We start from the raw sequence: 23891 nt of genomic DNA on the forward strand, positions 1-23891 counted from the left end.
AAATGAATTAGCAATTTTATTTGTCCACTTCCAGCTGCAATGGTGCCGGAGTAGTATTTAACTCACCTATCTCAATTTTTGAATCTCCTTTCACAGTAATAGTAGCTTTAATAAAGTCCTCTTCATTAGCTTCATAAATATTATCCACATATTTCTGTGGATTTCTATCAATATAAGGGAACCAGGTGCTATGGATTTGCACCATCACTTTATGGCCTTTCTTGAATGTATGCAAAATATCCTGCAGTACATATTCCACTTCTGTTACTTCATTAGGCACAAAGGGCTCAGGCTCAGCAAAGCTGTTTCTGAAACGGCCACGGAACACTTCTGCTCTCACTAACTGCTGATAGTTACCCATCACAATATTGTCCGGATTATGCTCATAGCTTTCATGATCCGGAGGATAGACATCAATGATTTTTACAATGAAGTCCGCATCAGTAGAAGAAATAGCTACTTTTAATTTAGCCATTATTTCACCTGCCAGCACAAAATCTTTCTCCAGAGGAGCTGTTTCAAAGGTGAGTACATCAGGCCTTCTGCTCGCGTGACGCTGGTCGTCCGTCATGTAAGCCCGCGGAGTAAAAGTTACTCCTTCTGTAAATGAAGTATATGGTACTGGTTTTGCAGGATCTGATAAATAATCAAAAGAAGCATCTGCACTTCCGGTTTCATTAATGGTAAGCACACCATTTTCTTTAAAGCCTAAAGTGGTTTTGGGGATTTGTGGTGGCCAAACATCAAATTTCTGCCATTCTTTCAAGCCAGTATCAAACATATACGCTTCCGGCAAAGCAGGCTTCCCTTTTCCATCTCTTAAAAAGTGGTTAAAGAAGGTTCTCTCTATTTCTTTTTGATAAAAAGTTGAGATACTATCACCAAAATAAATATGGTTAATCTTCTGAATTCCTCTTTCACGCGCCCAATCTCCGTGGCTCCATGGACCCATTACAATGGTATTATAGGTGTCAGGGTTATTCTTTTCTACAGTTTTATAAATATTCAATGGCCCAAATAAATCTTCGGCATCAAACCATCCTCCAACAACCATTACAGCATGGTCCACATCTTTCAAATGAGGAATAATGCTTCTCTTCTGCCAAAATTCGTCATAGTTAGGATGCTCTATTGTCTGTTTCCAAAACTCATTATCGAAATGAATTTTCTCAGTAATATTTTTGAGCGGTCCCATCTCTAAGTGGTAATCATATCCATCAATTGCATTAGCTGCGCGCATTCTGGTAAGGGCTTCATTGTACCAGGATTGCGTAGTGGTATCTGTTTGATAGCCGAAAACAGGATAAGCTGCGGTGTAACTTTGCAGGTAAGCACCATTATGATGAAAATCATCAAAGAAGAAATCGCCAATGGGTGCTTGTGGAGAGCTTGCTTTTAAAGCCGGGTGTGCATCGGGCAATGCCGCGGCAGTATAAAATCCCGGATAACTAATACCCCACTGGCCTACTTTTCCGTTGGTCTTTCCTTTAAGGTGTTTCAAAAGCCACTCAATAGTATCAAAAGTATCGGAGCTTTCATCTGTCTGCTTCTTATGCTTATTTCCTGGAATATTAGGTGTCATATTGGTAAAATCTCCTTCCGACATCCATCTGCCCCTCACATCCTGATACACAAAAATAAATTTATCTTCCATCAGGTATTTAGATGGGCCAAGCGCTTTTTTATAATTATCAGGCCCGTAAGGCGCTATACTGTAGCAAGTACGTTGCATCATAATAGGATGCGGGCCTTTTTCTTTTGGCGTATATATAGCCGTATACAATCTTACACCATCACGCATAGGAATGTATACTTCTTCCTTTGTGTAGTTTTCTTTAACATAATCAGGTGCACCTTCCTGGGCAAAGCCAGGAATTAGCCAAAACAGGTAAAATGCCAAAAATGCACTAAAATATCTTCTCATATTTTTACTCATAAATTAAATTCCATGATAAATTATGAAATATTAGGGGTTAAAGTAATTGAAAAGTAAAAAATTTGATAATCGGTTAAATTTTGTCCTGATTAAACAGATAGAAATTTGTAGTTTTCCTGTTCATTAGGCTTAAATAAAAAAATCATCTCTTCATGAAAACTTCTATCTACTTTTTTGCAGCTATTGTATTACTATTTTTAACATCATGCGATAAAGAAACAAAAAACAATGAAACGCCTTTCAGCGAAAATTCTGAAGCAACACAACTTGCTAAAGGTTTTAGTTTTACTGAAGGGCCCACCGCAGATAAAGAGGGAAACATCTATTTTACTGATCAGCCTAATAATCTCATTTATAAATATACAACAGAAGGCCAGTTAGATACTTTCTCCACTGAAAGCGGGCGCTCCAACGGGCTTTACATTGATACAGAAAACAATTTATGGGCCTGTGCTGATATGTATCATCAGCTTTGGAAATTCCAATTGAATGGAGAAAAAGAAGTTATTTTAAACCCTGACAGCAGCAATGCCTTTAATGGTCCTAATGATGTTTGGGTCCATAAAAATGGAAATGTCTATTTCACTGACCCTCACTACAAAAGACCATATTGGGAAGGAGAGCATGACACTTTAGAATACAAAGGACTGTACGTATTATTCAAGGGGCAAAACCTGCCTATAATGATTGATTCATCTTTGGTTCAGCCTAATGGAATAATTGGAGCTTCTGACAAAAATTTACTATTTGTTGCAGATATAGGAGATGATAAAATCTTTAAATACAGAATACTTCCGGATGGCACGCTGGCAGAGAAAGAGTTGTTTGTTGAAAAAGGATCAGACGGAATGGCTTTAGATAACCATTTAAACTTGTACATAACAGGAAATGGGGTGGATGTTTACGACAGTACTGGCACAGCAATAAGACATATTGAGATTCCTGAAGATTGGACAGCAAATATAACTTTTGGAGGAAAGCAAAATGACGAATTGTACATTACTGCCTCTACAGGTTTGTATGGATTAAAAACTTCAGTAAAAGGCGTAAATTAGAAGCCGGAATCTATAAAAGCTCTAAATAGATATTGAAATTGATAACAATATCTTTGCTTACTTTGACCATACCGAAGAATTTTTCCGGGGCTTGCAGGCCAAAATCTGTAATGTCTATTTTTTGAGCACCTGAACAGAATAAGCCTTCTTGGGATTCACTTACATTCAGCTTTAAAGAATATAACTGGTGCTGTCCTGCTAATTGAATAACTGTTTCAGCCAAATATTTTCCGGGTGCGATAGATTTTAATTTTTGTAGCTGGATGGTAACACTGGGATGTTCATCATAGCTTAAAAGCTCCCTGAAATCTTTAGTCATTTGAGAATTATCACACTGAAAATCCTTTACCTTCAATTTTACTTTAGCATTACCAAGGCTTTTATGTGAGGAAAAATTTGTGACTTCTACATGAAAGGAGTCTTGCAAAAATGTAGTTTGATAATAGCATCCGAATTCATTTACATTGGTTTTGCCAAGTATTTCGATTGTGCTTTTTTCAGTATCAATTTTGACTAATCGATTGCGATTACTTTCTATTTGAGGCTGCCCCAGCACACACAAAGTGCCGAAAAAGAAGTTTAGAAATAAAATATAGTGATAATTCATAAACTTACTGTTTAAAAAATAAGCCCTCCACTTTTACTAAAATGAAGGGCTTTTGCTATTTAGATTATTCTTAGAAGCTTATAGCCGCCTCAATTACTATTCCTTTGAATTCACCTCCGGCAAATCTACCAGTCCATGCATCACCTTTATATTCCTGATTTACGTATTCCAATTTGGTAATGATATTGTCAGTTAGGAACCATCCTGCCCCAATATTCACTCTGCTGATTTCCAGGTCTTCGGTAGCACTTTCTCTGGTTTTACCTTTAACAGTATTGTATCTTCCTCCTACATAAAACTGCTCCTCTGCACCAAATCTATATAACAATTCACCGGCAAGTTGAGTAAAAGACCCTTCTTCATCTGCAGTAGGCGCTGTAAACTCATTGTTTCCATTGGCTAATTCATAAATTCCAAAGAACTCTAAACCTTTGAATTTAATGAACGGGTTAATTTGTAAAGCTGTTAACTTAGCAAATCTGGGGTTATAACGCCCGTCAAAATCTGTTGCTTCAGAAGGAACTGCTACTATTCCATTGTCAGGGTCAGCAGCAATGGCTTCAGTTTTCAGAATGTTGTAATATCTTGATCCTGCTCTGTCGCCACCATACAACCATGTACCAGATGTAGTTCCGTTGTTGATATACCAAGAGCCTGTTAATCTCACTCTCAAATCAGTATTCAATTGCTGGTCATAACCTAATTTACCATAGAAAGAAGGTTTATTATCGCTGTTCGCACTTAAGGTTACATTTTGATTAAGTTTACCATTTGTTAAACCTACTACTGCCAACCAACCATTATTCTGCAAAGTTACTTGTCCAAAAGCTTCTGTAGAAAAAGCATCCATAATATAGTTACCTACAAAAGGATTATAAATTGTTCTGGCATTATCGGATCTTCTAAAATGTGCGTCACCATAATCAAATTCATCCAATCCAATAGTGATGGTGGTATACTGCATTAAGCCCTCCAAAAAGCCTTCACGAATAAAGTCCAACTTATCCATTTGTAAGTGCCCACCTTTAATCCATGCTTCATTATGGTGTTTTGCTGATAAATAAGTACGCAGGTGCATTCTTACTCCATCATACAACTGAACATCTAAATTTAAATTGGCTGTCGGAAGATTAAAATCTGAGCCTAAATCCACTAAATTATCTGCTGTATTACTATGGTCTAAGGCTTGAAATTGCATGGCGAAGTCTCCTCCTACTCTTACTTTTAAGCCTTCATAAGGAACCGTATCCAATTTAGGTGTTTCAAAAACATTGACCCCATCCTGACCAACAGGTCTGAAGTATTGCAGAGCACGGCTGTTTTGTGCGAAAGCCAGGGTACCGAAACCCATAAGTGCTACTATCATTAAAATTTTGCTTATGCTTTTCATGGTAATTAAGTTTAATTGTGATTGACTATAGTTTATTTTGAGTAATTCGCTTTAAAATTGATGGTTACTTTGTTCCCTGTTTTAATAGTTCCGAAAACAGCTGTTGGCGGATCAACTTTAAAATCAGTCATGTTGAAACTTACACTTCCATCAAACTCAACCCCTCTGGAAACATCTGTGGTGACAGTCATATTCACTACTTTAGTTTCACCGGCAATAGTGAGGTTGCCCTTTGTTGTGAGAACAAGCTTATCGCCAGCCTTTTTCTTGCTTTCAATGGACTTAAATTGATAAGTAATGTAAGGATGGCTTTTAGCCTCAAGTGCTTCATAGGTGTTGTCATCCATCGCAGACTTGCCACTTTTAAGGCCTTTCACCGGCACTTTAAAAGTCAGGCTCTTAATTTCTCCAACTTGGTTTCCTTCCAATACTATTTCAGCATTGCCTTGAAATTCTTCTGCTTCTATCGTCCAGTCGTGAAGTGATGAAGTACCCTCAACTGTTAATTGAGTTTGGCCTTCATTCAATTTAAATTGCTGCGCATTCGCAAAGTGTAGCGTAAATATGAATACTATTAAAATGAGCTTTTTCATGATCAATCTGTTTATATTTTCTGCTTGATTATGATGTAAAGGTCATTGAAAGAAGTCGCACAGACCATGACATAAGTCATGTAAAAAGATGATTAAGTGCGAATAGAGTGATTAGGGCGGGAAAACAGTTGTCGATCCAAATTTGATTCTCCAAAAAAGATATAAAAAAAACCGGCTGAGTACCGGTTTTAATTTTTAAATATATAGTGTTGGAATACTAAAATACGCCATCATTTAACTTCTTCAGTGCTTCCTTCTTGTATTGCGTATCCACAACTACTGAAATATTATGTCTGCTACCGCCATAGGAAATCATTCTTACAGGAATATTCTCCAGAGCAGCAAAAATTTTACTCACCAAACCTGGTTTTTCTGCTACCAGGTTCCCCACAATGCATATAATGCTTTGCTCTTTATCCACTTCCACTTCACCAAAAGGACGAAGCTCACTTAAAATACTATCCAGATAATAAACATTATCAATGGTAACAGAAATAGCTACTTCTGAGGTAGTAATTACATCAATAGGGGTTTTGTATTTCTCAAAAATCTCGAATACTCTCCTTAAGAAACCATAAGCCATTAGCATTCTTAATGATTTCACTTTGATAGCCACAATTCCATCTTTGGCAGCAATGGCTTTAATGCCCTCACCTATCTCATCTTTGCTGTCTATTAAAGTACCATGTGCTTCAGGCTTCATGGTGTTTTTCAGCCTCACAGGAATATTTCTTCGCTGTGCCGGCCTAATGCAGGATGGGTGTAAAATTTTGGCCCCGAAATATGCTAACTCAGCCGCTTCATCAAATGAAAGTTCAGGAATACTAAACGTGTTCTCAACCACTCTTGGGTCATTATTGTGCATACCATCAATATCTGTCCAGATCTGAATTTCATCAGCATGTAAGGCAGCTCCTACCAATGAAGCAGTATAATCACTTCCTCCTCTTTGCAAATTATCAATATTGCCTTCAAAGTTTCTACAGATATAACCTTGGGTAACGATCAAAGTAGTCTCAGCAGGTTGTTTTACCAATACATCCGATAATTCTTTGTTGATGAATGCTTCATCTGGCTCACCAAAAGCATCCGTTCTAATGAAATCCAGTGCATTTATTAATGTGCTATTCAGCTGATGCTCCTGTAAATGCAAATTAAAAAGCTGAGTGGACATTAGTTCTCCCTGAGCCAGTAACTCTTTATCCATTAAATTAGTGAACTTCTCACTCAGGCATCTTTGTAAGAAAATATGACTTTGGGAAATGGCATCAGAAGCTTTCTTTTTAAACTCTGGAGACTGATATAAATCTTCAATAAATGTAACATACTTTTCTGCCAGTTTGCCTACCACTTGCTCAGCACCTTCAGCATCATTTCTTCTTAAGCGTTCACCTATTTCAACCAGGCTGTTTGTTACACCACTAAGCGCAGATAGTACCACTAGCTTTTTATTACTATCCTGCGTAATTATTTCGCGGATTTGGTTCATTCCTTGAGGCGTACCCACCGAGGTGCCTCCAAATTTCATTATAATCATAATTGCTCTGCTAATCCTAACATTTTAATGGCTGTAATTGCTGCTTCATCCCCTTTGTTACCGTGCTTTCCACCTGCCCTGTCCAAAGCTTGTTGTTGTGTATTGGGGGTTAATACTCCAAAAATTACTGGTTTGTTATACTTTAAGGATACATTTGTTATTCCATGTGCAACAGCATCGCAGATAAAATCAAAGTGTTTTGTTTCACCTTGAATTACACATCCCAGGCAAATTACCGCATCAATATGCTTTTGTGAAGCCAGCCATTGAGCAGCCAAAGAAAGCTCGAAGCTCCCGGGCACATAATGTTTAACTATATGCTCCTTCTTTACTCCATTCTGAATCAGTGTTTCATATGCACCACTGTAAAGCGATTCTGTTACTTCTTCATTCCACTCTGATACGATTACCGCAAATTTCTTCTTTGCCATATCTGCTACGTTCTTACTAGAGTGGTCACTTAAATTCTTAAGCTTTGTTGCCATTTTAATTGTTTTTAGAAAAGATGTATCTCAATGTTAAGGATTGAGAGGTCGGAATTAAGAAATCAAACAAAAAAGGGATAAGCTCCTTTGAACCTATCCCTTTCAGTAATTTTATTTTCGGATTTTTTATTGTTTAGCTTCTAACAGGGATAAGTATTTTTTGGCTTCAGTAACTTCCTTAGATTTACTGTAATCCTCTACAATCTGTTTATAGCTCTTAATTGCTCCTTCTATGTTATTGGCTTTTTCGTGAGCCAACCCTTGTTTCAATAAATAAATAGGGCTAAATTCTGAAGTGCTTTTATGAGAAGCCGCTTTACCGTATTCGTCAGCTGCTTTAGAATAGTTACCTAACTCCATATAAGCATCTCCAATTAAAGAATAAGCTCTTGATTGTACTAACAAATCATCAGAACTGAAATCTTCTAAATGATCGATCGCATTCTCAAACTCTCCTTTTTGTAAATAAATACTACCTACATAGTATGCAGCAAGGTTACCGGATTTTGTGGCTCCGTAATCACTCAAAATATCCAAAAAGCCAAGGTTGTTACCATCTCCATTTAATGCCAGCTCATATTCAGCATTTTCGAACCAGTAAACAGCCTGAAACATTTCTCTTTGAGCCATTTCATTTTGGTTGTCCATATAATACCTGTAACCAAAAAAAGCTACTATTACGATGGCTATTAAACCACCGAAACCCAGAACTATTTTCTTGTTATTTTCTATGAAGTGCTCTGTTCTAGAGAGTTGTTGAGCAAGTACTTCAGGATTCTCGTAAAACTCGGTTCCCTTTTCCTGTCCTTTCTTTTTCGCCATTGTAATTTATTTAAGACCGCAAAGCTATAAAAAAATGTGAATTAAAACCCAATGCTATTAAGTAAATTCCTAATTATCTCTTCAGGCTAACTTCCTATGAGTGAGATAACAATAATTTTACTTGCATGGGCCACCTCCTAAAATTTCTCCAGTCTGTAATTAGTCTACAATAAATGGATAATCTTCCTGCATGTATACATCTTTATACACCTCATCTACAGAAGGCCATTCCGATTCCTCAGAAAAATCAACGGCTTCTTTCACGATATCTTTTACTTTTTTATCGATCTCGTCCAGTTCTTTTTCTGTAGCATATTTTTTCTCTAAAATAGTAGCTCTCACCTGCTCAATAGGGTCTTTAGCTTTGTATTCTTCCAACTCTTCTTTAGTTCTGTATTTTGCCGGATCAGACATTGAGTGACCTTTATATCGGTAAGTTCTGAATTCCAATAAAGTTGGCCCTTCTCCTTTTCTTGCACGCTCGGCAGCTTCTTCAACAGCATTATGCACTTCTTCAACATTCATTGCATCTACTGCTTTTGAAGGCATATCATAAGCTTCTCCTAATGTATAAAGATCCGTTACGTTTGATACTCTTTTTACAGCAGTACCCATTGCGTAACCATTGTTTTCAATTGCAAAAATCACTGGGATTTTATAAAACATGGCCATGTTCAATGCTTCATGAAAAGCGCCCTGACGAACAGCTCCATCACCCATATAAGTAATGCAAAGGTTATCAGTACCTTTATACTTCTCAGCAAAACCAATTCCTGCACCTAATGGCACCTGGCCACCTACTATACCATGGCCACCAAAGAAGTTATGCTCTTTGTCAAACATGTGCATTGAGCCACCCTTACCTTTAGAGATACCTGTAGCCTTACCGTACAACTCGGCCATTACTTTTTTAGGATCGGAACCCAAACCAATTGGGTGAGCATGATCACGGTATGCAGTAACATATTTATCACCTTCTTTCAGAGCACTAACAGCACCCGCCACACAGGCTTCCTGCCCAATGTATAAGTGGCAAAAACCTTTAATTTTTTGCTGTCCGTATAATTGTCCTGCCTTCTCTTCAAATCTTCTCATTAACGACATAGATTCAAACCATGTCATGTAGGTTTCTTTGCTGAAACTCTTCTTGCTGGCAGCTTTTGTTTTCTTTGTAGCCATATTGCTTTTTTCTTTTTGTCTTTCGTTCTACCAAGCCACAGGAAAAGTATAACTTTGTTATTCCTTAAAGCCGGGATGCGAAAATAACGAAAAAACCTGCAACTAAGAAAAATGAAGCTTCAAAATATCCGCCTTATTCAATTCAAAAACTATTCAAAAGCTAATTTTGAATTTGTAGGGGGTATAAATTGCCTTCTGGGGAAGAATGGAGTGGGTAAAACCAATATTTTAGACGCTATCCATTATTTAGCCTTTACTAAAAGCGCATTTAATAGTATTGATAAAGATAATATTTTACATGGAAATAGTTTTTTTTCAATAAAAGCAAGCTTTCTCAAAGGAGAAAAGAAGTCCGATATGCTTTGTGCTGTTCAGCAGGGAGAAAAAAAAATGGTGCGATGGGAAGGCAAAGAGTATGATAAACTCAGTGAGCATATAGGAAAAATACCATTGGTTATGATTGTGCCTCAGGACACGGATATTGTGAGAGAGGCCAGTGAAATGCGTAGAAAATTTTTTGATAACCTCTTATGTCAGCTGGATCAGAACTATATGGTTATTCTTGTAAAGTACAACCACCTCCTGAAACAGAGAAACGCCTTATTGAAAAGCCTTGCAGAAAATAATCGTTTTGATGAGGCAAGGATTGAGCCTTATGATGAATTAATGATTCCACTGGCCATAGAAATATCAGAAGCCAGGCAAGCACTAATAGAAAAGTTTGTACCGGCTTTTACACAATATTACCAGGACCTCGCTGATGGAAGAGAGTTGGTAGATATTCAATACCAAACCTCCGTAGAAGCTAATTTTGCTGAAAACTTTAAATCAAGAAGGAGAAAAGATTTTATGCAGGGCCGAACCACTTTGGGAATCCATAGAGATGATTTTCTGTTTATGATTGATGCTTATCCACTAAAGAAATTTGGCTCCCAGGGACAACAAAAATCTTTTGTGATCGCTTTAAAACTGGCGCAATTTGAAATGTTACAGCAAGCAAAAACTCAAAAGCCCTTATTATTGCTGGATGATATTTTCGATAAGCTGGATGATAAAAGGATAGCATATTTATTGCAAATGATAGCAAATGAAAGGTTTGGACAAATCTTTCTTACAGATGCCAGACCTGAGCGTACCCAAAATTATTTGGATGCTCTGGCAGTAGAAAAAAAATATTTCCATTTACAAGATACTCTTAAAGAAAATGAATCAGTATAAGAAAAAACCACATCCTGCCAGCATACGAAAATCGCAGGCTACTCCTTTAGGAGAAGTTATCAACGATATGATAGAAGCTTACCATTTAAATAAAAAGTTTGATCAAACAACAGTAATAAATCTATGGCCTAAATTAATGGGAAACACTATAGCCAGCAGGACCAAAGGAATTTTTATGAAGGGAGATAAACTTTTCATCACTGTGGAATCAAGCCCGTTAAAGCAGGAGTTGCATATGAATAAAGAGCGCATTATTACCCTTTTTGAGGAAGCTTTAGGAAAAAAAGTAATTAAGGAGGTAGTATTGCTATAAACTTTTCTTATTCAGGGTTAATTTACTATTCAATCTCCTCTAATTTTGCCTTATAAAGTTCCACCAACTTTTTAACTTTTTCTGCTTCAACATATACAGAATCCAGTTTTACATTAATCACCTCAAGGCTTTCAATGTAAGCTACAGAATCCTGTCGCATTTGCTTTAGCTCCATCTCATACTGCTGGATTTTTTGATTATTTTTCTCCTGATTTTTCAAATCCTTGCGCTCTTCACGCTTAAGTTCTTCGTATGATTTACTCAAAAAAGAAGCGGCTCTTTCAGCATCATCAATTTGCTTTTGGGCAGCATCTTTCCTCATTTTGATGTAAAAACCATATACATAATCAGCCATCTCCTTCTGTAGCTTCGGGTAAGTTTCTTTCGGTATGCCCTGGGGGTCAATACCTGCCCATACTTTGCTGCTCTTTGCATCGCCGGTTATTTCGGAAAATAGCAAAACCTTTTCTCCATATACTGATTCAACAAAAACTGTTTCGTAAGATTTATGACCGTGCGTAGCTTCACTTCTACCCCATGATTTACTGTATGTGTTCCAGGCCAAATCTGCTTCTGATTTACTAAATGGCAGACCAATTTCATAACCCTGTACATCCATACCTAGCAAATAATGAGGCTTTTGCAGTATCTGGCCTTGCGCAATAACTTCTAAATTAATCAACAGGATAGCTGAAAGAAAGATCCCGCTACATATTTTTCTCATATGAAAATTCTCTTTTCTATAATGCATTCAACAATTATGCCTGATAATCCTCAGAAAGTAATTGAGCCGGAAATATACACTATAATAATTTCAGGAAGTATAAAACTTGCTGTTTCGCAATTCATATGTAACAAAAGCTCCAACATTCATTCAAATTTCAAGTTTAAACAGTAATAGAAATAAAAAATAAAAATATGCCTGAAAAAATTTTGATTAGTGGAGGTTCCGGAATGATAGGAATGCAATTATCTAAACTACTTTCCGAAAATGGATATGAGGTAGCACATCTTACCAGAAAAAAGAAGACTAATTATCCTTACAGGCAATTTGAATGGGATATTAAAAGCCAAAGTATAGACTCAGACGCAATTAAATTTGCAGATGCTATTTTTCATTTAGCCGGGGCGGGCGTAGTTGATGAAAAATGGACGGAAGAGCGGAAAAAAGCAATCATTTCAAGTAGAACGGATTCCGCTACACTGCTGAAAACTGAAATTGAAAAGCAGAGTAAAAAAATAGAGCACTTTATTGGAGCCAGTGGTATTAATTACTATGGTATGGACACTGGTAATCAATTAATGATGGAGACAAATCCTGCTGGTGAAGGCTTTTTACCCTATGTGTGTGAAAAATGGGAAGAAGCTACTGATGAAGTTGGCAAGGCAGGCATTAAAACGGCCAAAGTGCGAATAGGAATTGTATTATCCGACAAAGGCGGGGCACTAAAACAGCTTGCAATGCCTATAAAAATTGGACTAGGAGCTCCTCTCGGTTCCGGTGACCAGTTTATGAGTTGGATACATATCGATGATCTTTGCAGGTTATTCATGCACCTGCTAAAAAATAGATTGACCGGTACCTTTAACGGTGCGGCTCCTAAACCTGTTACTAATAAAGCACTTACTAAGGCTACAGCGAAAGCGTTAAAAAAGCCACTTTGGCTACCAAAAGTACCTCCATTTGCTATGAAACTCATTTTATCTGACAGGGCAGACATGGTACTGGGCGGAGTAAAAGCCAGTTCGGATAAGATAGAGAAAACAGGTTTTTCCTTTTTATTTAATACAGTTGAAGAGGCCTTAAAAGATATCTACTCTTAATGTAGCCGTTTAATTAAACTAACAAACCGTAAACGTTATTTTCCTCATACGTTAAAATATATATCATCCTTAAAATAAAACGATATGAGAACCTTAAAGCAATACTTAGCAACTTTATTGACGCTTGCGGCAATACTATTTTGTACGGGGCCTCTGATGGCACAAATACCTACAACAGGTGACCCCCAAACCATTAAAACAGATTATTCTGATGAGGCTATTACAAAATATGTAGAAGTAATGGAGGAAGTACTTCCCATTCAGCAAAAAGCTGAAAAAAATGCAATTGAAATAATTGAGGCAAATGATCTTACACTGGATCGGTTTAATCAAATCCTTGCTGTTCAACAGAATCAATCTGATGCAGAAGTTTCCCCGGAAGAGCTGGCTTCTTTTAACACTGCTGCACAAGAAATTATGAAGAAAAATGCCAGTGTGCAGGAACAAGTACTACAGATTCTTAAAAATGAGGGCTTATCTCCTGAAAAATATAGAAATATGCTTGTAGCTTATGAAAGAGATGAAGAGTTCCAAAAGAAAGTGGATGCCTTCGTTTTAGAAGAGACTAATTAAAAAATTTTAAGTTATAAAAGAATAACTAGAAGCTTAGCAAGAATCTTTTAATTAACCATGTTGTATTTACAACATTATAGTGTAGGGACGTTTTTATAACAACATCAAAAAACAAACTATGAACACTAAAAAGTTAATTTTAAAAATTTGGATGATTGGGATTTTTATGTTCTTTGCATCCTTTGTGGTAAATGCACAGGTGCCTCAAAGTAATCAAAGTGCTGTTAAAGCAGATTTTGAAGATGAGGAAATCGAAAAATTTGTAGAGGTAAATACAGTAGTTATTGAAGTGCAAAAGAAAGCTCAAGACGAGGCAATGGTAATTATTGAGGAAAATGACCTGGATCTGCAGCGTTTCAATGAAATTGTAGCAATTCAGCAAGGTAAATCGGAAGAAGAAGCTACTCCTGAAGAATTAGCATCATTTAATCAGGCTGCACAAGAAATAATGAAAAATAATCAAGAGACACAGGCTGAAATAATTGAACTACTTGATGAAAACGAAGTAGACCAGAAAACATATCAACAAATGATGATGGCCTACCAACAAGATGAAGAGTTTAGAGCAAAAGTAGATAAGATTGTGCAAGAAAAAAGTAAAGGATAATTGATAATTATCTTGTTTAGTTTAATGAGGGCAGGTAGAGATACCTGCTTTTTTTATTTTGAGGATATTTCCCCAAAGTTTTTCATTTAGCCATCAATAATTGTTATGCCCTTCTTTTCTGCCACCTCCCTGATGGCTTGCTTTATTTCAACAGATCTATTTTTACCAGTTTTATACCGGAAAGTTTGCTTTCCCGATTCAGTAATAACATTCACAGTGTAGGAGGCAAATTCTACCTCTTTAATGTCATCCCACGTTAAGATTGATCTTTTGGTAAATACACTTAATTTCACCATCAAATACTGATCGTTTAGTTCAACTTTTGGTGTGAGAATGAAATAAGGAAAAACCATCAATAAGCCCTTGAAGAGAAATATTAAAGACATTGTAAGGTAGGTGAAAGGCATCAACCACCTTTCAAAAAAGCCACTTGTATTTCTAGAGAAGTACATAAAGCTTATCATGAAAAAGGAGAGACCAAGGAATATAAACCATCCCGCTTTAATTTTATCCCGCAAATTATCAATGCCGAAACCTAGTAGAAAAATCTTGCTACTCTGGCTTACTTGTTGTCCCATCTTTTTTGGATATAAGATAACATTTCTTGCTGAACTTTCGGAGATCCTGCAACGATTTCCCTTCCAAAGTTAAAATCACTACTACCACTAAAAGTACTTACTTTACCCCCTGCTTGTTGCACAATAAACGCTCCTCCGGCAACATCCCAGGCATTGAGATTGTACTCAAAAAAGCCTTCAAACCTTCCACAAGCCACATAAGCTAAATCCACAGCAGCACTTCCTAAACGTCTGAGTCCATGACTATTCTGCATCAAGTCTTTCAATATAGCAAAGTAAGACTCCATTTTATCAAAATCATAATACGGGAACCCAGTGGCCAATAAACTCTCCGATAATTCTGTGTTCTGAGTAACTTGTATAATTTCATCATTCATAAATGCTTCCCCTCCTTTTATGGCATGAAAACATTCGTCACGGTTGATTTCATACACTATACCAGCAATAGTTTCATCATTTTCTTGTAGCGCAACGCTTACTGAATAAACCGGCAAGCCATGCACAAAATTGGTTGTACCATCTACGGGATCTATTATCCAATTATATTTTTCTCCTTTTTTATCAGAAGTCCCTTCTTCAGCAATAAAGCCTGCTTCTGGCAAAATATTAGCCAATCCTTCTACCAACATAATTTCCGCCTGCTTGTCAACATAGCTGACGAGATCATTAAAGCCTTTCTTCTCTACTTTATCCAGACTAAATTTTAATGCCTCTTTCCTGATAAAGTTTCCTGCTTCTTTTACTAATGAGATAGCTTGCTCTTGTATTTTATTTAGCTCCATTACACATTCATTTTTTTGGTGCGATACAATAGGTTAAAAGACTTAAACGTAAAATACAATACGATTGGCAAAGCAGCTGCGTGCAATTGCTGAGGCAAAGTATAGAAGAAACCTAACAACATAAAGCAAACTATTCCAAATACTGCATAATACAAGGTATGCCATTTTTTTGCCGGCTTTTTAAAAAGCAGAAAAGCAAAAACTACATTCAGTGGAAATGCCCACAAAATGTTCCAGTTATTTACTGTAGCCAGGTGATCTGATAAAAACCAGAGGAAGAAAATAAGGCAGCCAATTAAGCCGGTAATAAAGAAGAGTATTACATTAAATATGCGGTCGTTAAAACCAACTTTGTAGTACCTTATGCTAAAAATTACTCCTAAAATACAGATTAGCCATGTTAAATGAATGGGTAAAATTGTAAACCCAGCCTCCTCCGTTTTCTTTTCTGCTTCAAATAGCATTTTTTCTTGTTCTACAAGAGGCTTCCCGTTATTAGTTGCTGCATCTACATGGTACATTAGCATGTCAGGTAAAAACATTTCCTCTCTCTTAGTAGCTATTTTGTCTGTTGGCTGTCCTAATACCAAATCAATTCCGAAATCTTGCCATGGCTTTTCTGCCAGATAAATATCCAGAAAATAGCGAAAAGTATAGCCTTCTGCCTTTCTGTTCCACTCCAGGTCATCTCCTAATGTTAATTCAAAGATATCTCGAAGACGTGTGGTACAGTTATCATAGAAAAAATCGTACTTATAGAATCTGTTCTCAGGTTGAATGTTTTCAATTAAAAATGCATACATGGAATTTTTTTCAGCAACTGTGAGATTCAATTTCTGCTGATAAACTGACCTGTTCTCTGCTTTTGCAGCATTCACCAAATAGGAAATTCTGCCGGCAGAAAGCATATAATCTAATTTACCACGCACAAATTTCATATAGAAACCGGGGGTGTCAAAATCGAATGTACCATAATTAAATACCACACTTAGGCCATTTTCCCTATCTTCCACCCAAAGAGCAGAATGTCCAAAATTAGAATATAATTCATTGCCCGGGGCAACTGTAATAAGGCTTATCTCAGAATTTTCAGAAAGCCTGGCTTGCCTTTGGGCAAATAGGTTAAACGAGATGAAGCACAGAAGCAGTAAAAAGAGTTTCTTCATATAAAGTTGTTAAGGTTTAGCATTTAAAACTAAAACTATTTCACCTTTAGGTGGTGTGGTTGTAAAATGATTTATTAAACTACTAAGACTTCCCGTAAGTGTTTGTTCATATAGCTTGGTAAGTTCTCTGGAAACAGAAGCTTCCCGCTCTTCTCCTAAAATTTCAGCCAATTGTGTTAAAGTTTTGAGCAAACGGTGAGGGGATTCATAAAAAATAATAGTTCGGTCTTCTTCAATCAACTTTTCTATCCTTGTTTTTCGCCCTTTCTTGTGAGGTAAAAAACCTTCAAACACGAAGCGGTCATTAGGAAATCCTGATTTTATTAAAGCCGGAATTAATGCGGTGGCCCCAGGTAAAGATTCCAGTTTGATATCGTTCTTTAGTGCCTCTCTCACCAAAAGAAAACCAGGATCTGAAATTCCCGGTGTCCCGGCATCCGACACCAAAGCCATAACCTTTCCTGATTGGAGCTCCTCAATGATATGGTTAACTTTATGATGTTCATTATGAATATGAAAGCTTTTTAAAGGCTTTTGAATATCATAATGCTTCAATAACTTTCCTGAAGTTCGGGTATCTTCTGCCAGTATAATATCCACCTTTTTTAAGGTATTAACTGCTCTGTAAGTCATGTCCTCCAGGTTTCCAATGGGAGTAGGCACCAGATAGAGTTGAGTTTCTTGCTCCATGACTTAAAACTAGCTAAAAACAGGAAAATAATTAAGCGAGTTGATCAATTTCATCAGCAAGCTTTCTGTCTTTCTCTGTGATAGTATTGCCCTCATCATGTGTAGTTAGTTCAAAACTCACTTTATTATAGACATTAGACCAATTCGGATGGTGATTCATCTTTTCAGCAGTAATCGCTACCTTGGTCATGAAGCCAAATGCCTCTTTAAAATCTTTAAATTCGAAAGTTTTCTTTAAGGTATTGTTTTCTTCTTTCCACATAGCTTTAAATTAATTTCTGAAAAATAGACTAATAAAATTTAGTAACTAATCACTTGAATATTATGCGGCTGATTACCTACTAAAGCTTATCAAAGAACAACGCACTTAATTAATGAATGTTCTTTAAATACTATAGTGCAATAATGCCTTTGATTTTGTAAGTCTCAAGGTATTTATCAATAATTTGCTCTGCAGAGTTAGCAAGCATGTTAATGGTAAGGCTTACATATTTGCCATTTCTGGAAGGTCTCTCCTTTACCTCATGTGAGCTAAATATTTCCTTTACCTTATCCTGTTCTTCTGCAGGCACAATAAATTTAAACATATATAAAGAAGGCCATACCGTTACAGCTTCCAGTTTTACTCTGAAGGATTGAATTTGTTCTTCCATAACACGAAAAAAGGGGCTTAAAAGCCCCCTTTATTATTTAATTAATGATTTTATTAATAGAACTTATAGCGTTCATCAACGATGTCCGCGTTGTCCTCAATAGCGGCTTTAATTGCAAAAGAAGTGCTGTTTTTTCTGCTTTGAGCTAATTGCTCCTTGTAAGTAGTATAGTCAGCAATTTCTCCTGCCGGAGTTTTATTGTCCACTTTAATAATTACTATACCGTTATTAGCCTCTAAAGGTTGCGATTGCTGTCCTACCTCCATGCCAAAAGCAGTTCCTATTACTTTAGGCGCCTGTCCTACCGATTGAAGTGAATTCGCGCTTAACTTAAGGTCGCTCATGCTGAAAACATTTGCATCAGCTCCATAGGCTGCTGCTATTTCTTCAAGGCTTCCGCTAAGGCTTGCTAATTTTTCTTTGATTTTTTCTCCCTGCAATTGTTTAGTTACTTCACGAGTTACCTGTGGTTTAACCTCACTTAAGGGAGCTGTTCCTTTTTCTGTCTTTTCAGTAAGTACTGCTACAACATAAAAATCAGGAACCTCAAAAACAGTAGAAACTTTATTGATATCTGCATCCGTAAATGCCCATCTGATTACCTCTCTGGCCTCACCTAAATTACCTAAGGAACGCTGGCTGGCTGTCATCTTACCAGAGCTTCTTACATTATAACCTTCTTCTTTAGCCTTAGCCTCGAACTCCTCAAGGTTAGAGGTTGAAGCAGCAAAGTAATCTGCTTTTCTGAATACCTGGTCACGAGTTGCTTCGCTTGGAAGTATATCTCTTTGAATAGTAGCTACCTTATAAGTTCTGGATGTCTTTTCTTCAGTTACTTTTATAATATGGTAGCCGAACTGCGACTTCACAACTTTATTAATAACTCCTGTTCCACTTTTTGAAAAAACAGCATCATTAAATTCTTCTACCATCATTCCTTCTTTGAACCAACCTAAGTCTCCGCCCTTGGTAGCTGTAGGTCCTTCGCTGTATTCTTTCGCTAATTCTGCAAAATCCTGACCTGCCATTGCCTTCTTTAACACTTCATTAGCTTCTTGCTTTGCAGTTGCATCAGCATCGTCTCCTTCTCCATCTGCTTTTATCAAAATATGGCTTGCTTTAACAGAAGAAATTGTGTCATCATAAATTTTAGAAACTTTATACAAAGTGTAAGCTCCCTCTTGTATATATGGGCCTAGTACATCTCCTTCTTTAGTAATATTGGTGTTAGAGGCCAAAATGGTTGGTAATTCAGCTATAGTATATGTTCTGAAAGCATTTGATCTGTCTGTACTGGCTCTGGCAAATGAAGAATCCTCATCTACTTTCTTAAACTCTTCTTTTAACTCCTCCATTTCCTGTCTGATATATAGAGAATCTTCTCCGGAAGGTAAAAGCTCAAAAGGAACATAGCTTATAGTACGGGTTGCTTCTGTTTCAAATTCTTTCTCATGTTCCTTATAGTATGCCTTCAGTTTATCTTCTGTAACATTTACAGTTGAATCACTAATAGAATAAAATGGCACGTATAAATAAGAAGCTTCTAATGTAGTATTTTCGTTTTCATAAGCTCTTTTTGCTTCAGCAGTAGTAACATAAGAAGTTGAAACCAAAAGCTCATCAAATTTAGTTCTTTTACGGGCAGGAATTAAAGAAGACTCAAAGGCATTCCATTGTGCTTGTTGCTCAGCTGGTGCCTGAGAAATATTTCTGAGAATATTAATCACCTGCTCCTTATTAAACTCTCCTGTTTCCGGATTTGTAAAGTTTTGTTGTACAATAGGGCTGATATTATTTCCCTGCACCATATCAACTAACTCTTCATTGGTTACATTTACGCCCAACTCATCATACTGCTCCTGAAATGCAATTTTTATAATCAGGTAATCCCAAGCCTGCTGACGCAAAGAAGCCATTTCTGATTCAGAAGGTGTTCTTCCATTATTAGCCTGAAAATTATATTTAAACTCCTCAACCTGTTGTTGATACTCCTCCCTGCTAATGTTTTCACCAGCTATCTCTCCAACATTATTAGCACCGCCAGCCCCTAAAAGCACTGAGTTAGGCCCTAAAAGGTCTGTTAAAAGAAATGCCAAAACTGATAATCCAATGAGGATTATCAAGACTGAACCCATTTTTACTCTTAATGTATTAAATACTCCCATGTTATATATTTTCAAAGATTCGCAAAATAATAGCTTTAATGCGTAATATCAAAATGATTTGCTTCTTTACTTTATGTTATCGTTTGAGTCAGAAATTATTAGCTTCACCAGGTCTATTCTGTTTTCCTGCATGCTCTCAATTATAAATGTAAATGGTGCTTGTTTTACCACTTCATTTAAGGTAGGAAAATTCTCTGTTATTGATAGAATGAATCCACCGAGCGTGTCATAATCTCCCTCTGGAAGATCTAAAGCATACTTTTCATTCAAATAATCCACCTCCAGTCTGGCACTAAAAGAAAAAGTATTTTCACTAATCTGAACTTCGGTTAAATCTTCATCATCATGCTCATCCTGAATTTCCCCAAATATTTCTTCAATAATATCTTCCAGGCTAACAATTCCCGAAGTGCCACCAAATTCATCCACTACAAGCGCTAAGCTTTTTCTTTCCTGAATAAACTGAATCATTAATTCATTTGCAGGCATGGTTTCGGGCACAATAATTACCGGGGTTAATATTTCCTGAATTTTTGTGGGCTTTTTGAATAAGGCCAATGAATGGCAATACCCAATAATATCATCTATGGTTTCTTTGTAAATCAATACTTTAGAGTGGCCACTCTCAGTAAATGCTTCTTTTAAATCCTCCATCTCATCATCAACTTCTACCGCTACAACTTCCGTTCTGGGAATCATACACTCCCTCACTTTAATGGTTTTAAACTCTAAAGCATTGTTGAAAATTCTTTTATCAAGCTCCACCTTATTCTCCTGGTGATCTACCTGAGTTGTAGCACGTACAAAATGATCCAAGTCTGTTAGTCCGAAAACAGGCTTATCTTCAGCATATTCCAACCTTAAAACATATTTTATAAAGCCTTTTGATAGCCCTACTATCCCAAAAACGATGGGGTACATGATGTAATAAATTACCCATAACGGAAAAGCGAAAAAGGTTAAAAGTCCATTTGGATTCAACAGAAATACACTTTTAGGAGTAAATTCCGCAGCCAATAAAACCAGAACAGTTGAAATAATTGTTTGGGAGACTAGTACAAAAACGTCATTTTGCAGAAATACAGGCAGGTTAAGCATTAGAAATGGCTCCACCATTTTAGCCATATAAATACCATATACTACCAAAGAAATAGTGTTTCCTACTAACATGGTACCAATAAATGATGATGGCTTGTTCAAAAACTTCGACAGTATTTTTCCGGATATGATATTTTGCTGGCTTTGTAATTCTATATGTAGTTTGTTAGAAGAAACAAAAGCTATTTCAATACCAGAGAAAAACGCAGAAAATAATAAAGAAATTACAATGTAAATTATATGGTTACTTTCCATCCGTACCGCTTTTGTTTCTATTTATGATGATAAACCCGAATATAGCAAGAGAACGATCAGCAATTAAATTGAACGTCCTGATGTTAAGCAAGTTTAAAGTGTAGCCACTATTATTATTTATCATTTTTTTTGTTGATGCCATTATGCTGGCTTTTATATCTGTGCAAAAATACCAGACTTAATGATAACATAAAAATCCAATAGGAATATTGAAAACCAACCGTTATAGATTGATGAACAGCAATAATAAAAAAAGCTATAGCAAGCGCTAGCAGAAAGAATTTCATACCAGAGCCAGGACGCTTATAATTCCCAGGATCCTCCCGCTTCTTCTTTTTACTCAATGTTGTTTTTCTTTAAATTAGGTTTAGGTTTTTGCTTTACAGGATTAACAGAAGAAGAATCTTCCGCATTAATATCTTCGATATTCCGATTATCAGGCTCATTGGAATTCTGCTCTTCAAGGTAAATAGTTCCTGAAGGATTTAAGATCCTGTAGCTGGAGAAATCTTGTTTAGCTGTTAAGCCCGTACCAGTAGATATTTGATCTTCAGTTTCAATCCGAACAAACTTTTCGGTATAAATTTCCTCCTTTTCGGGTGCCCAATAAAGTTCTTCAGAATTCATTTTCTGTGGTTCCAGGTAGCCAATCACTTCGACATCACCTTCCGCTTTATAGGTGTTGGTTTCTTTAGTATAATATGCGGTCTTAGCTTCCAAAGTAGAGGAAAGCGTGCCGTCCGGCTCAAAAAATTCTATAAAAATGGTGTTGGGAAACTCCTTATCTCCATTTTCAAATTCCATTTGTTTAGGTGCATTCACTTTTACACGTACCACGGCTGAATCCGAATAGAGAATAGTAACACTATCCACCTCCATGATAGGGCCCGTGAAAGCTTCAAATTCCTTTTTAGCTGCATTATCATCCTCACATGCAGAGACTATAAGCAAACTAAGTAATATGATAAATATTTTTTTCATACAATTTCAGTAACAAAAAAAGCGGTTAGGATAATTCCAGCAACCGCTTTTAATGCTAAATGATTATGATTTTAATCTCTTGTTTGAACCGAAACAGTCTCGTTAATCCAGCAATTCACCTGAATTTCCTGTCCCTGGGAATAGTTATAGTTAAAGATATCCTCTTTAGAAGGAAACTGCTCTTTTGCCAGAGCCATTCTCTCCTGGTTTCCAGCACGTTGGTACATTTTATAAGCTGCAAGAAACACTGCTCTATCTTTTACTATGTCTTTACCTAATTTACAATCCTCAAAACTTCTTAAATACAAATCTCCAATAATTGCATAAGCTTCTGTTTTAGAAGGATCAGCCTCAAGTGCTTTGTAAGCATAAGATCTTGCAGCTGATTTATTACCTCTTTTAGAAGCTATGTCAGACAATTCAAGGTAAATTTCTCCTTTTTTCAAATTATCCTCAGTAAACTCTAAGGCTTTGCTGAAATATTCTTCAGCCTGTGCTAAATCTCCATTAGACTTACTTTTTAAAGCAACTAATCTGATAATTCCAAAATCAGGCTCCTGATTAATCACGTATTTAGCTGCCTCTACAAAAGCCTCAGTATCCGTACAGCTTCCGGCCAGAGCAAATTTGATAATTCTTTTGGCTCCTTTTAAATCCATAGACTCTTTGAATTTAGGATAAAGCTGATTATCAATTATAGAGCAGTCAATCGTTACAGTAGCATTAAAAAGTTTGTCGAGGTAATCTCTATACTTATCTACTTTTGCCTGACTCTCTCCTGCTGCTAACTTTTCATCAAGAATAGTATTCAATTGATCATAAATATCTATTATTTCAAGGTTGGATAAGTCACCCCCGGAAAGCTTATATCTTCTTACAGCATCCATATAAGCAGATACATTACCTATAAGTATGTTACTTCCTAGTAAGGCAAATGTTTCTTTATGAAGCTCATATAATTCCTTATATTTATCAGATCGGTCTTTCCATGCAGCATAAGCATCAAAAGCTTTTCTATTCATTACATTCTCCTTATCATTAAAATATTGCATTCTAAGATCATACAATAATACAGTAGAGTCCTGCAGATTCTTCTGCTTTTGGCCTTTTGCAGTCTGTGCAAGGTTCTCATATATTTTCACCCCCTGAATATAAATAGAAGGGTTTAAATCGGGAGTTTCTCTTAATAGCCAATCCAAAGGCTTCTTTGCAGCTTCATAGTTTTCTGCTGTTAACATGTCAGAATAAAGTGCATTTTTTTCCATTGCTTTGGCTTTCTTTGCCTCATCCTCAGGCCATTTCCAACCATCCTGGCCAAATGCGACTAACTGTGCAGCAACTATTACCACTAAAGTTAAAAGTGTTCTTTTCATCTTTCTAAAAT

Annotated in this window: 26 protein-coding genes; 6 read left to right on the forward strand and 20 right to left on the reverse strand. The window is 36.6% G+C overall.

Annotation, left to right across the window (positions count from 1 at the left end):
* Positions 1 to 16: 16 nt before the first annotated feature.
* A complete protein-coding gene (locus IEV85_RS13150) occupies positions 17 to 1924 on the reverse strand; it encodes a CocE/NonD family hydrolase (protein ID WP_188464083.1) in 1908 nt (635 codons plus the stop codon).
* Between the two features lie 164 nt (positions 1925 to 2088).
* On the opposite strand from IEV85_RS13150, the gene IEV85_RS13155 reads away from it, so the two are divergent.
* A complete protein-coding gene (locus tag IEV85_RS13155) occupies positions 2089 to 2991 on the forward strand; it encodes an SMP-30/gluconolactonase/LRE family protein (protein ID WP_188464085.1) in 903 nt (300 codons plus the stop codon).
* Between the two features lie 10 nt (positions 2992 to 3001).
* On the opposite strand, the gene IEV85_RS13160 is transcribed toward IEV85_RS13155, so the two are convergent.
* The 7 genes from IEV85_RS13160 to pdhA all read right to left on the reverse strand — a co-directional run bounded on the left by IEV85_RS13160 (position 3002) and on the right by pdhA (position 9604).
* A complete protein-coding gene (locus IEV85_RS13160; protein ID WP_188464087.1) occupies positions 3002 to 3598 on the reverse strand; it encodes a YceI family protein in 597 nt (198 codons plus the stop codon).
* 70 nt (positions 3599 to 3668) lie between these two features.
* A complete protein-coding gene (locus IEV85_RS13165; protein WP_188464089.1) occupies positions 3669 to 4988 on the reverse strand; it encodes a hypothetical protein in 1320 nt (439 codons plus the stop codon).
* A gap of 32 nt (positions 4989 to 5020) precedes the next feature.
* Positions 5021 to 5581, reverse strand: a complete 561-nt coding sequence (locus IEV85_RS13170; protein WP_188464091.1) for a YceI family protein — start codon at positions 5579 to 5581, stop codon at positions 5021 to 5023.
* 217 nt (positions 5582 to 5798) lie between these two features.
* On the reverse strand, positions 5799 to 7118 hold the full coding sequence (locus IEV85_RS13175) for an aspartate kinase (RefSeq protein ID WP_188464093.1): 1320 nt from the start codon (positions 7116 to 7118) through the stop codon (positions 5799 to 5801).
* Positions 7115 to 7603: a 6,7-dimethyl-8-ribityllumazine synthase gene (gene ribH, locus IEV85_RS13180; RefSeq protein WP_188464095.1), complete on the reverse strand. Its 489-nt coding sequence runs from the start codon at positions 7601 to 7603 to the stop codon at positions 7115 to 7117. The genes IEV85_RS13175 and ribH overlap by 4 nt, the downstream gene beginning before the upstream one ends.
* 126 nt (positions 7604 to 7729) lie before the next feature.
* Positions 7730 to 8425, reverse strand: coding sequence for a tetratricopeptide repeat protein (locus IEV85_RS13185; protein WP_188464097.1), 696 nt, complete (start codon positions 8423 to 8425; stop codon positions 7730 to 7732).
* A gap of 159 nt (positions 8426 to 8584) precedes the next feature.
* A complete protein-coding gene (pdhA, locus tag IEV85_RS13190) occupies positions 8585 to 9604 on the reverse strand; it encodes a pyruvate dehydrogenase (acetyl-transferring) E1 component subunit alpha (RefSeq protein WP_188464099.1) in 1020 nt (339 codons plus the stop codon).
* Positions 9605 to 9715: 111 nt separating this feature from the next.
* Here pdhA and recF point away from each other — a divergent pair, with 111 nt between their 5' ends.
* The gene (gene recF / locus IEV85_RS13195; protein WP_188464101.1) at positions 9716 to 10822 is read left to right on the forward strand and encodes a DNA replication/repair protein RecF; all 1107 of its coding nucleotides are present in this window, start codon (positions 9716 to 9718) and stop codon (positions 10820 to 10822) included.
* On the forward strand, positions 10809 to 11135 hold the full coding sequence (locus IEV85_RS13200; RefSeq protein WP_188464103.1) for a DciA family protein: 327 nt from the start codon (positions 10809 to 10811) through the stop codon (positions 11133 to 11135). The genes recF and IEV85_RS13200 overlap by 14 nt, the downstream gene beginning before the upstream one ends.
* Before the next feature lie 25 nt (positions 11136 to 11160).
* Here IEV85_RS13200 and IEV85_RS13205 read toward each other — a convergent pair whose 3' ends face one another.
* A complete protein-coding gene (locus IEV85_RS13205; protein ID WP_188464105.1) occupies positions 11161 to 11859 on the reverse strand; it encodes a hypothetical protein in 699 nt (232 codons plus the stop codon).
* A gap of 194 nt (positions 11860 to 12053) precedes the next feature.
* Here IEV85_RS13205 and IEV85_RS13210 point away from each other — a divergent pair, with 194 nt between their 5' ends.
* The 3 genes from IEV85_RS13210 to IEV85_RS13220 all read left to right on the forward strand — a co-directional run bounded on the left by IEV85_RS13210 (position 12054) and on the right by IEV85_RS13220 (position 14139).
* Positions 12054 to 12959, forward strand: a complete 906-nt coding sequence (locus tag IEV85_RS13210; RefSeq protein WP_188464107.1) for a TIGR01777 family oxidoreductase — start codon at positions 12054 to 12056, stop codon at positions 12957 to 12959.
* Positions 12960 to 13043: 84 nt separating this feature from the next.
* A complete protein-coding gene (locus IEV85_RS13215) occupies positions 13044 to 13532 on the forward strand; it encodes a DUF4168 domain-containing protein (protein WP_188464109.1) in 489 nt (162 codons plus the stop codon).
* Positions 13533 to 13650: 118 nt separating this feature from the next.
* Positions 13651 to 14139, forward strand: coding sequence for a DUF4168 domain-containing protein (locus IEV85_RS13220; RefSeq protein WP_188464111.1), 489 nt, complete (start codon positions 13651 to 13653; stop codon positions 14137 to 14139).
* Positions 14140 to 14225: 86 nt separating this feature from the next.
* On the opposite strand, the gene IEV85_RS13225 is transcribed toward IEV85_RS13220, so the two are convergent.
* The 11 genes from IEV85_RS13225 to IEV85_RS13275 all read right to left on the reverse strand — a co-directional run bounded on the left by IEV85_RS13225 (position 14226) and on the right by IEV85_RS13275 (position 23880).
* A complete protein-coding gene (locus tag IEV85_RS13225; RefSeq protein WP_188464113.1) occupies positions 14226 to 14717 on the reverse strand; it encodes a hypothetical protein in 492 nt (163 codons plus the stop codon).
* Positions 14702 to 15499 carry an inositol monophosphatase family protein gene (locus tag IEV85_RS13230; protein WP_188464115.1) on the reverse strand — a complete coding sequence of 266 codons (798 nt, stop codon included), beginning with the start codon at positions 15497 to 15499 and terminating at the stop codon, positions 14702 to 14704. The genes IEV85_RS13225 and IEV85_RS13230 overlap by 16 nt, the downstream gene beginning before the upstream one ends.
* A complete protein-coding gene (locus IEV85_RS13235; protein ID WP_188464117.1) occupies positions 15499 to 16665 on the reverse strand; it encodes a lipoprotein N-acyltransferase Lnb domain-containing protein in 1167 nt (388 codons plus the stop codon). The genes IEV85_RS13230 and IEV85_RS13235 overlap by 1 nt, the downstream gene beginning before the upstream one ends.
* A gap of 9 nt (positions 16666 to 16674) precedes the next feature.
* Complete coding sequence (gene rsmI, locus IEV85_RS13240) at positions 16675 to 17355, reverse strand: 16S rRNA (cytidine(1402)-2'-O)-methyltransferase (RefSeq protein WP_188464119.1); 681 nt, start codon at positions 17353 to 17355, stop codon at positions 16675 to 16677.
* 31 nt (positions 17356 to 17386) lie between these two features.
* Complete coding sequence (locus tag IEV85_RS13245; RefSeq protein ID WP_188464121.1) at positions 17387 to 17617, reverse strand: 4a-hydroxytetrahydrobiopterin dehydratase; 231 nt, start codon at positions 17615 to 17617, stop codon at positions 17387 to 17389.
* A gap of 130 nt (positions 17618 to 17747) precedes the next feature.
* A complete protein-coding gene (locus IEV85_RS13250; RefSeq protein ID WP_188464124.1) occupies positions 17748 to 18008 on the reverse strand; it encodes a DUF493 family protein in 261 nt (86 codons plus the stop codon).
* Positions 18009 to 18061: 53 nt separating this feature from the next.
* Entirely contained in the window at positions 18062 to 20173 is a 2112-nt protein-coding gene (locus tag IEV85_RS13255; RefSeq protein ID WP_188464125.1) for a peptidylprolyl isomerase, read from the reverse strand.
* Between the two features lie 66 nt (positions 20174 to 20239).
* Positions 20240 to 21526, reverse strand: a complete 1287-nt coding sequence (locus tag IEV85_RS13260) for a hemolysin family protein (RefSeq protein ID WP_188464128.1) — start codon at positions 21524 to 21526, stop codon at positions 20240 to 20242.
* A gap of 113 nt (positions 21527 to 21639) precedes the next feature.
* Positions 21640 to 21870, reverse strand: a complete 231-nt coding sequence (locus IEV85_RS13265) for a hypothetical protein (RefSeq protein WP_188464130.1) — start codon at positions 21868 to 21870, stop codon at positions 21640 to 21642.
* Positions 21863 to 22507, reverse strand: a complete 645-nt coding sequence (gene lptC / locus IEV85_RS13270; RefSeq protein ID WP_188464132.1) for an LPS export ABC transporter periplasmic protein LptC — start codon at positions 22505 to 22507, stop codon at positions 21863 to 21865. Before lptC ends, IEV85_RS13265 begins: the two co-directional genes overlap by 8 nt.
* A gap of 71 nt (positions 22508 to 22578) precedes the next feature.
* Positions 22579 to 23880, reverse strand: a complete 1302-nt coding sequence (locus IEV85_RS13275) for a hypothetical protein (protein ID WP_188464134.1) — start codon at positions 23878 to 23880, stop codon at positions 22579 to 22581.
* Positions 23881 to 23891 lie beyond the last annotated feature (11 nt).

This window comes from Marivirga lumbricoides (assembly GCF_014636295.1).
GTDB classification, from domain to species: domain Bacteria; phylum Bacteroidota; class Bacteroidia; order Cytophagales; family Cyclobacteriaceae; genus Marivirga; species Marivirga lumbricoides.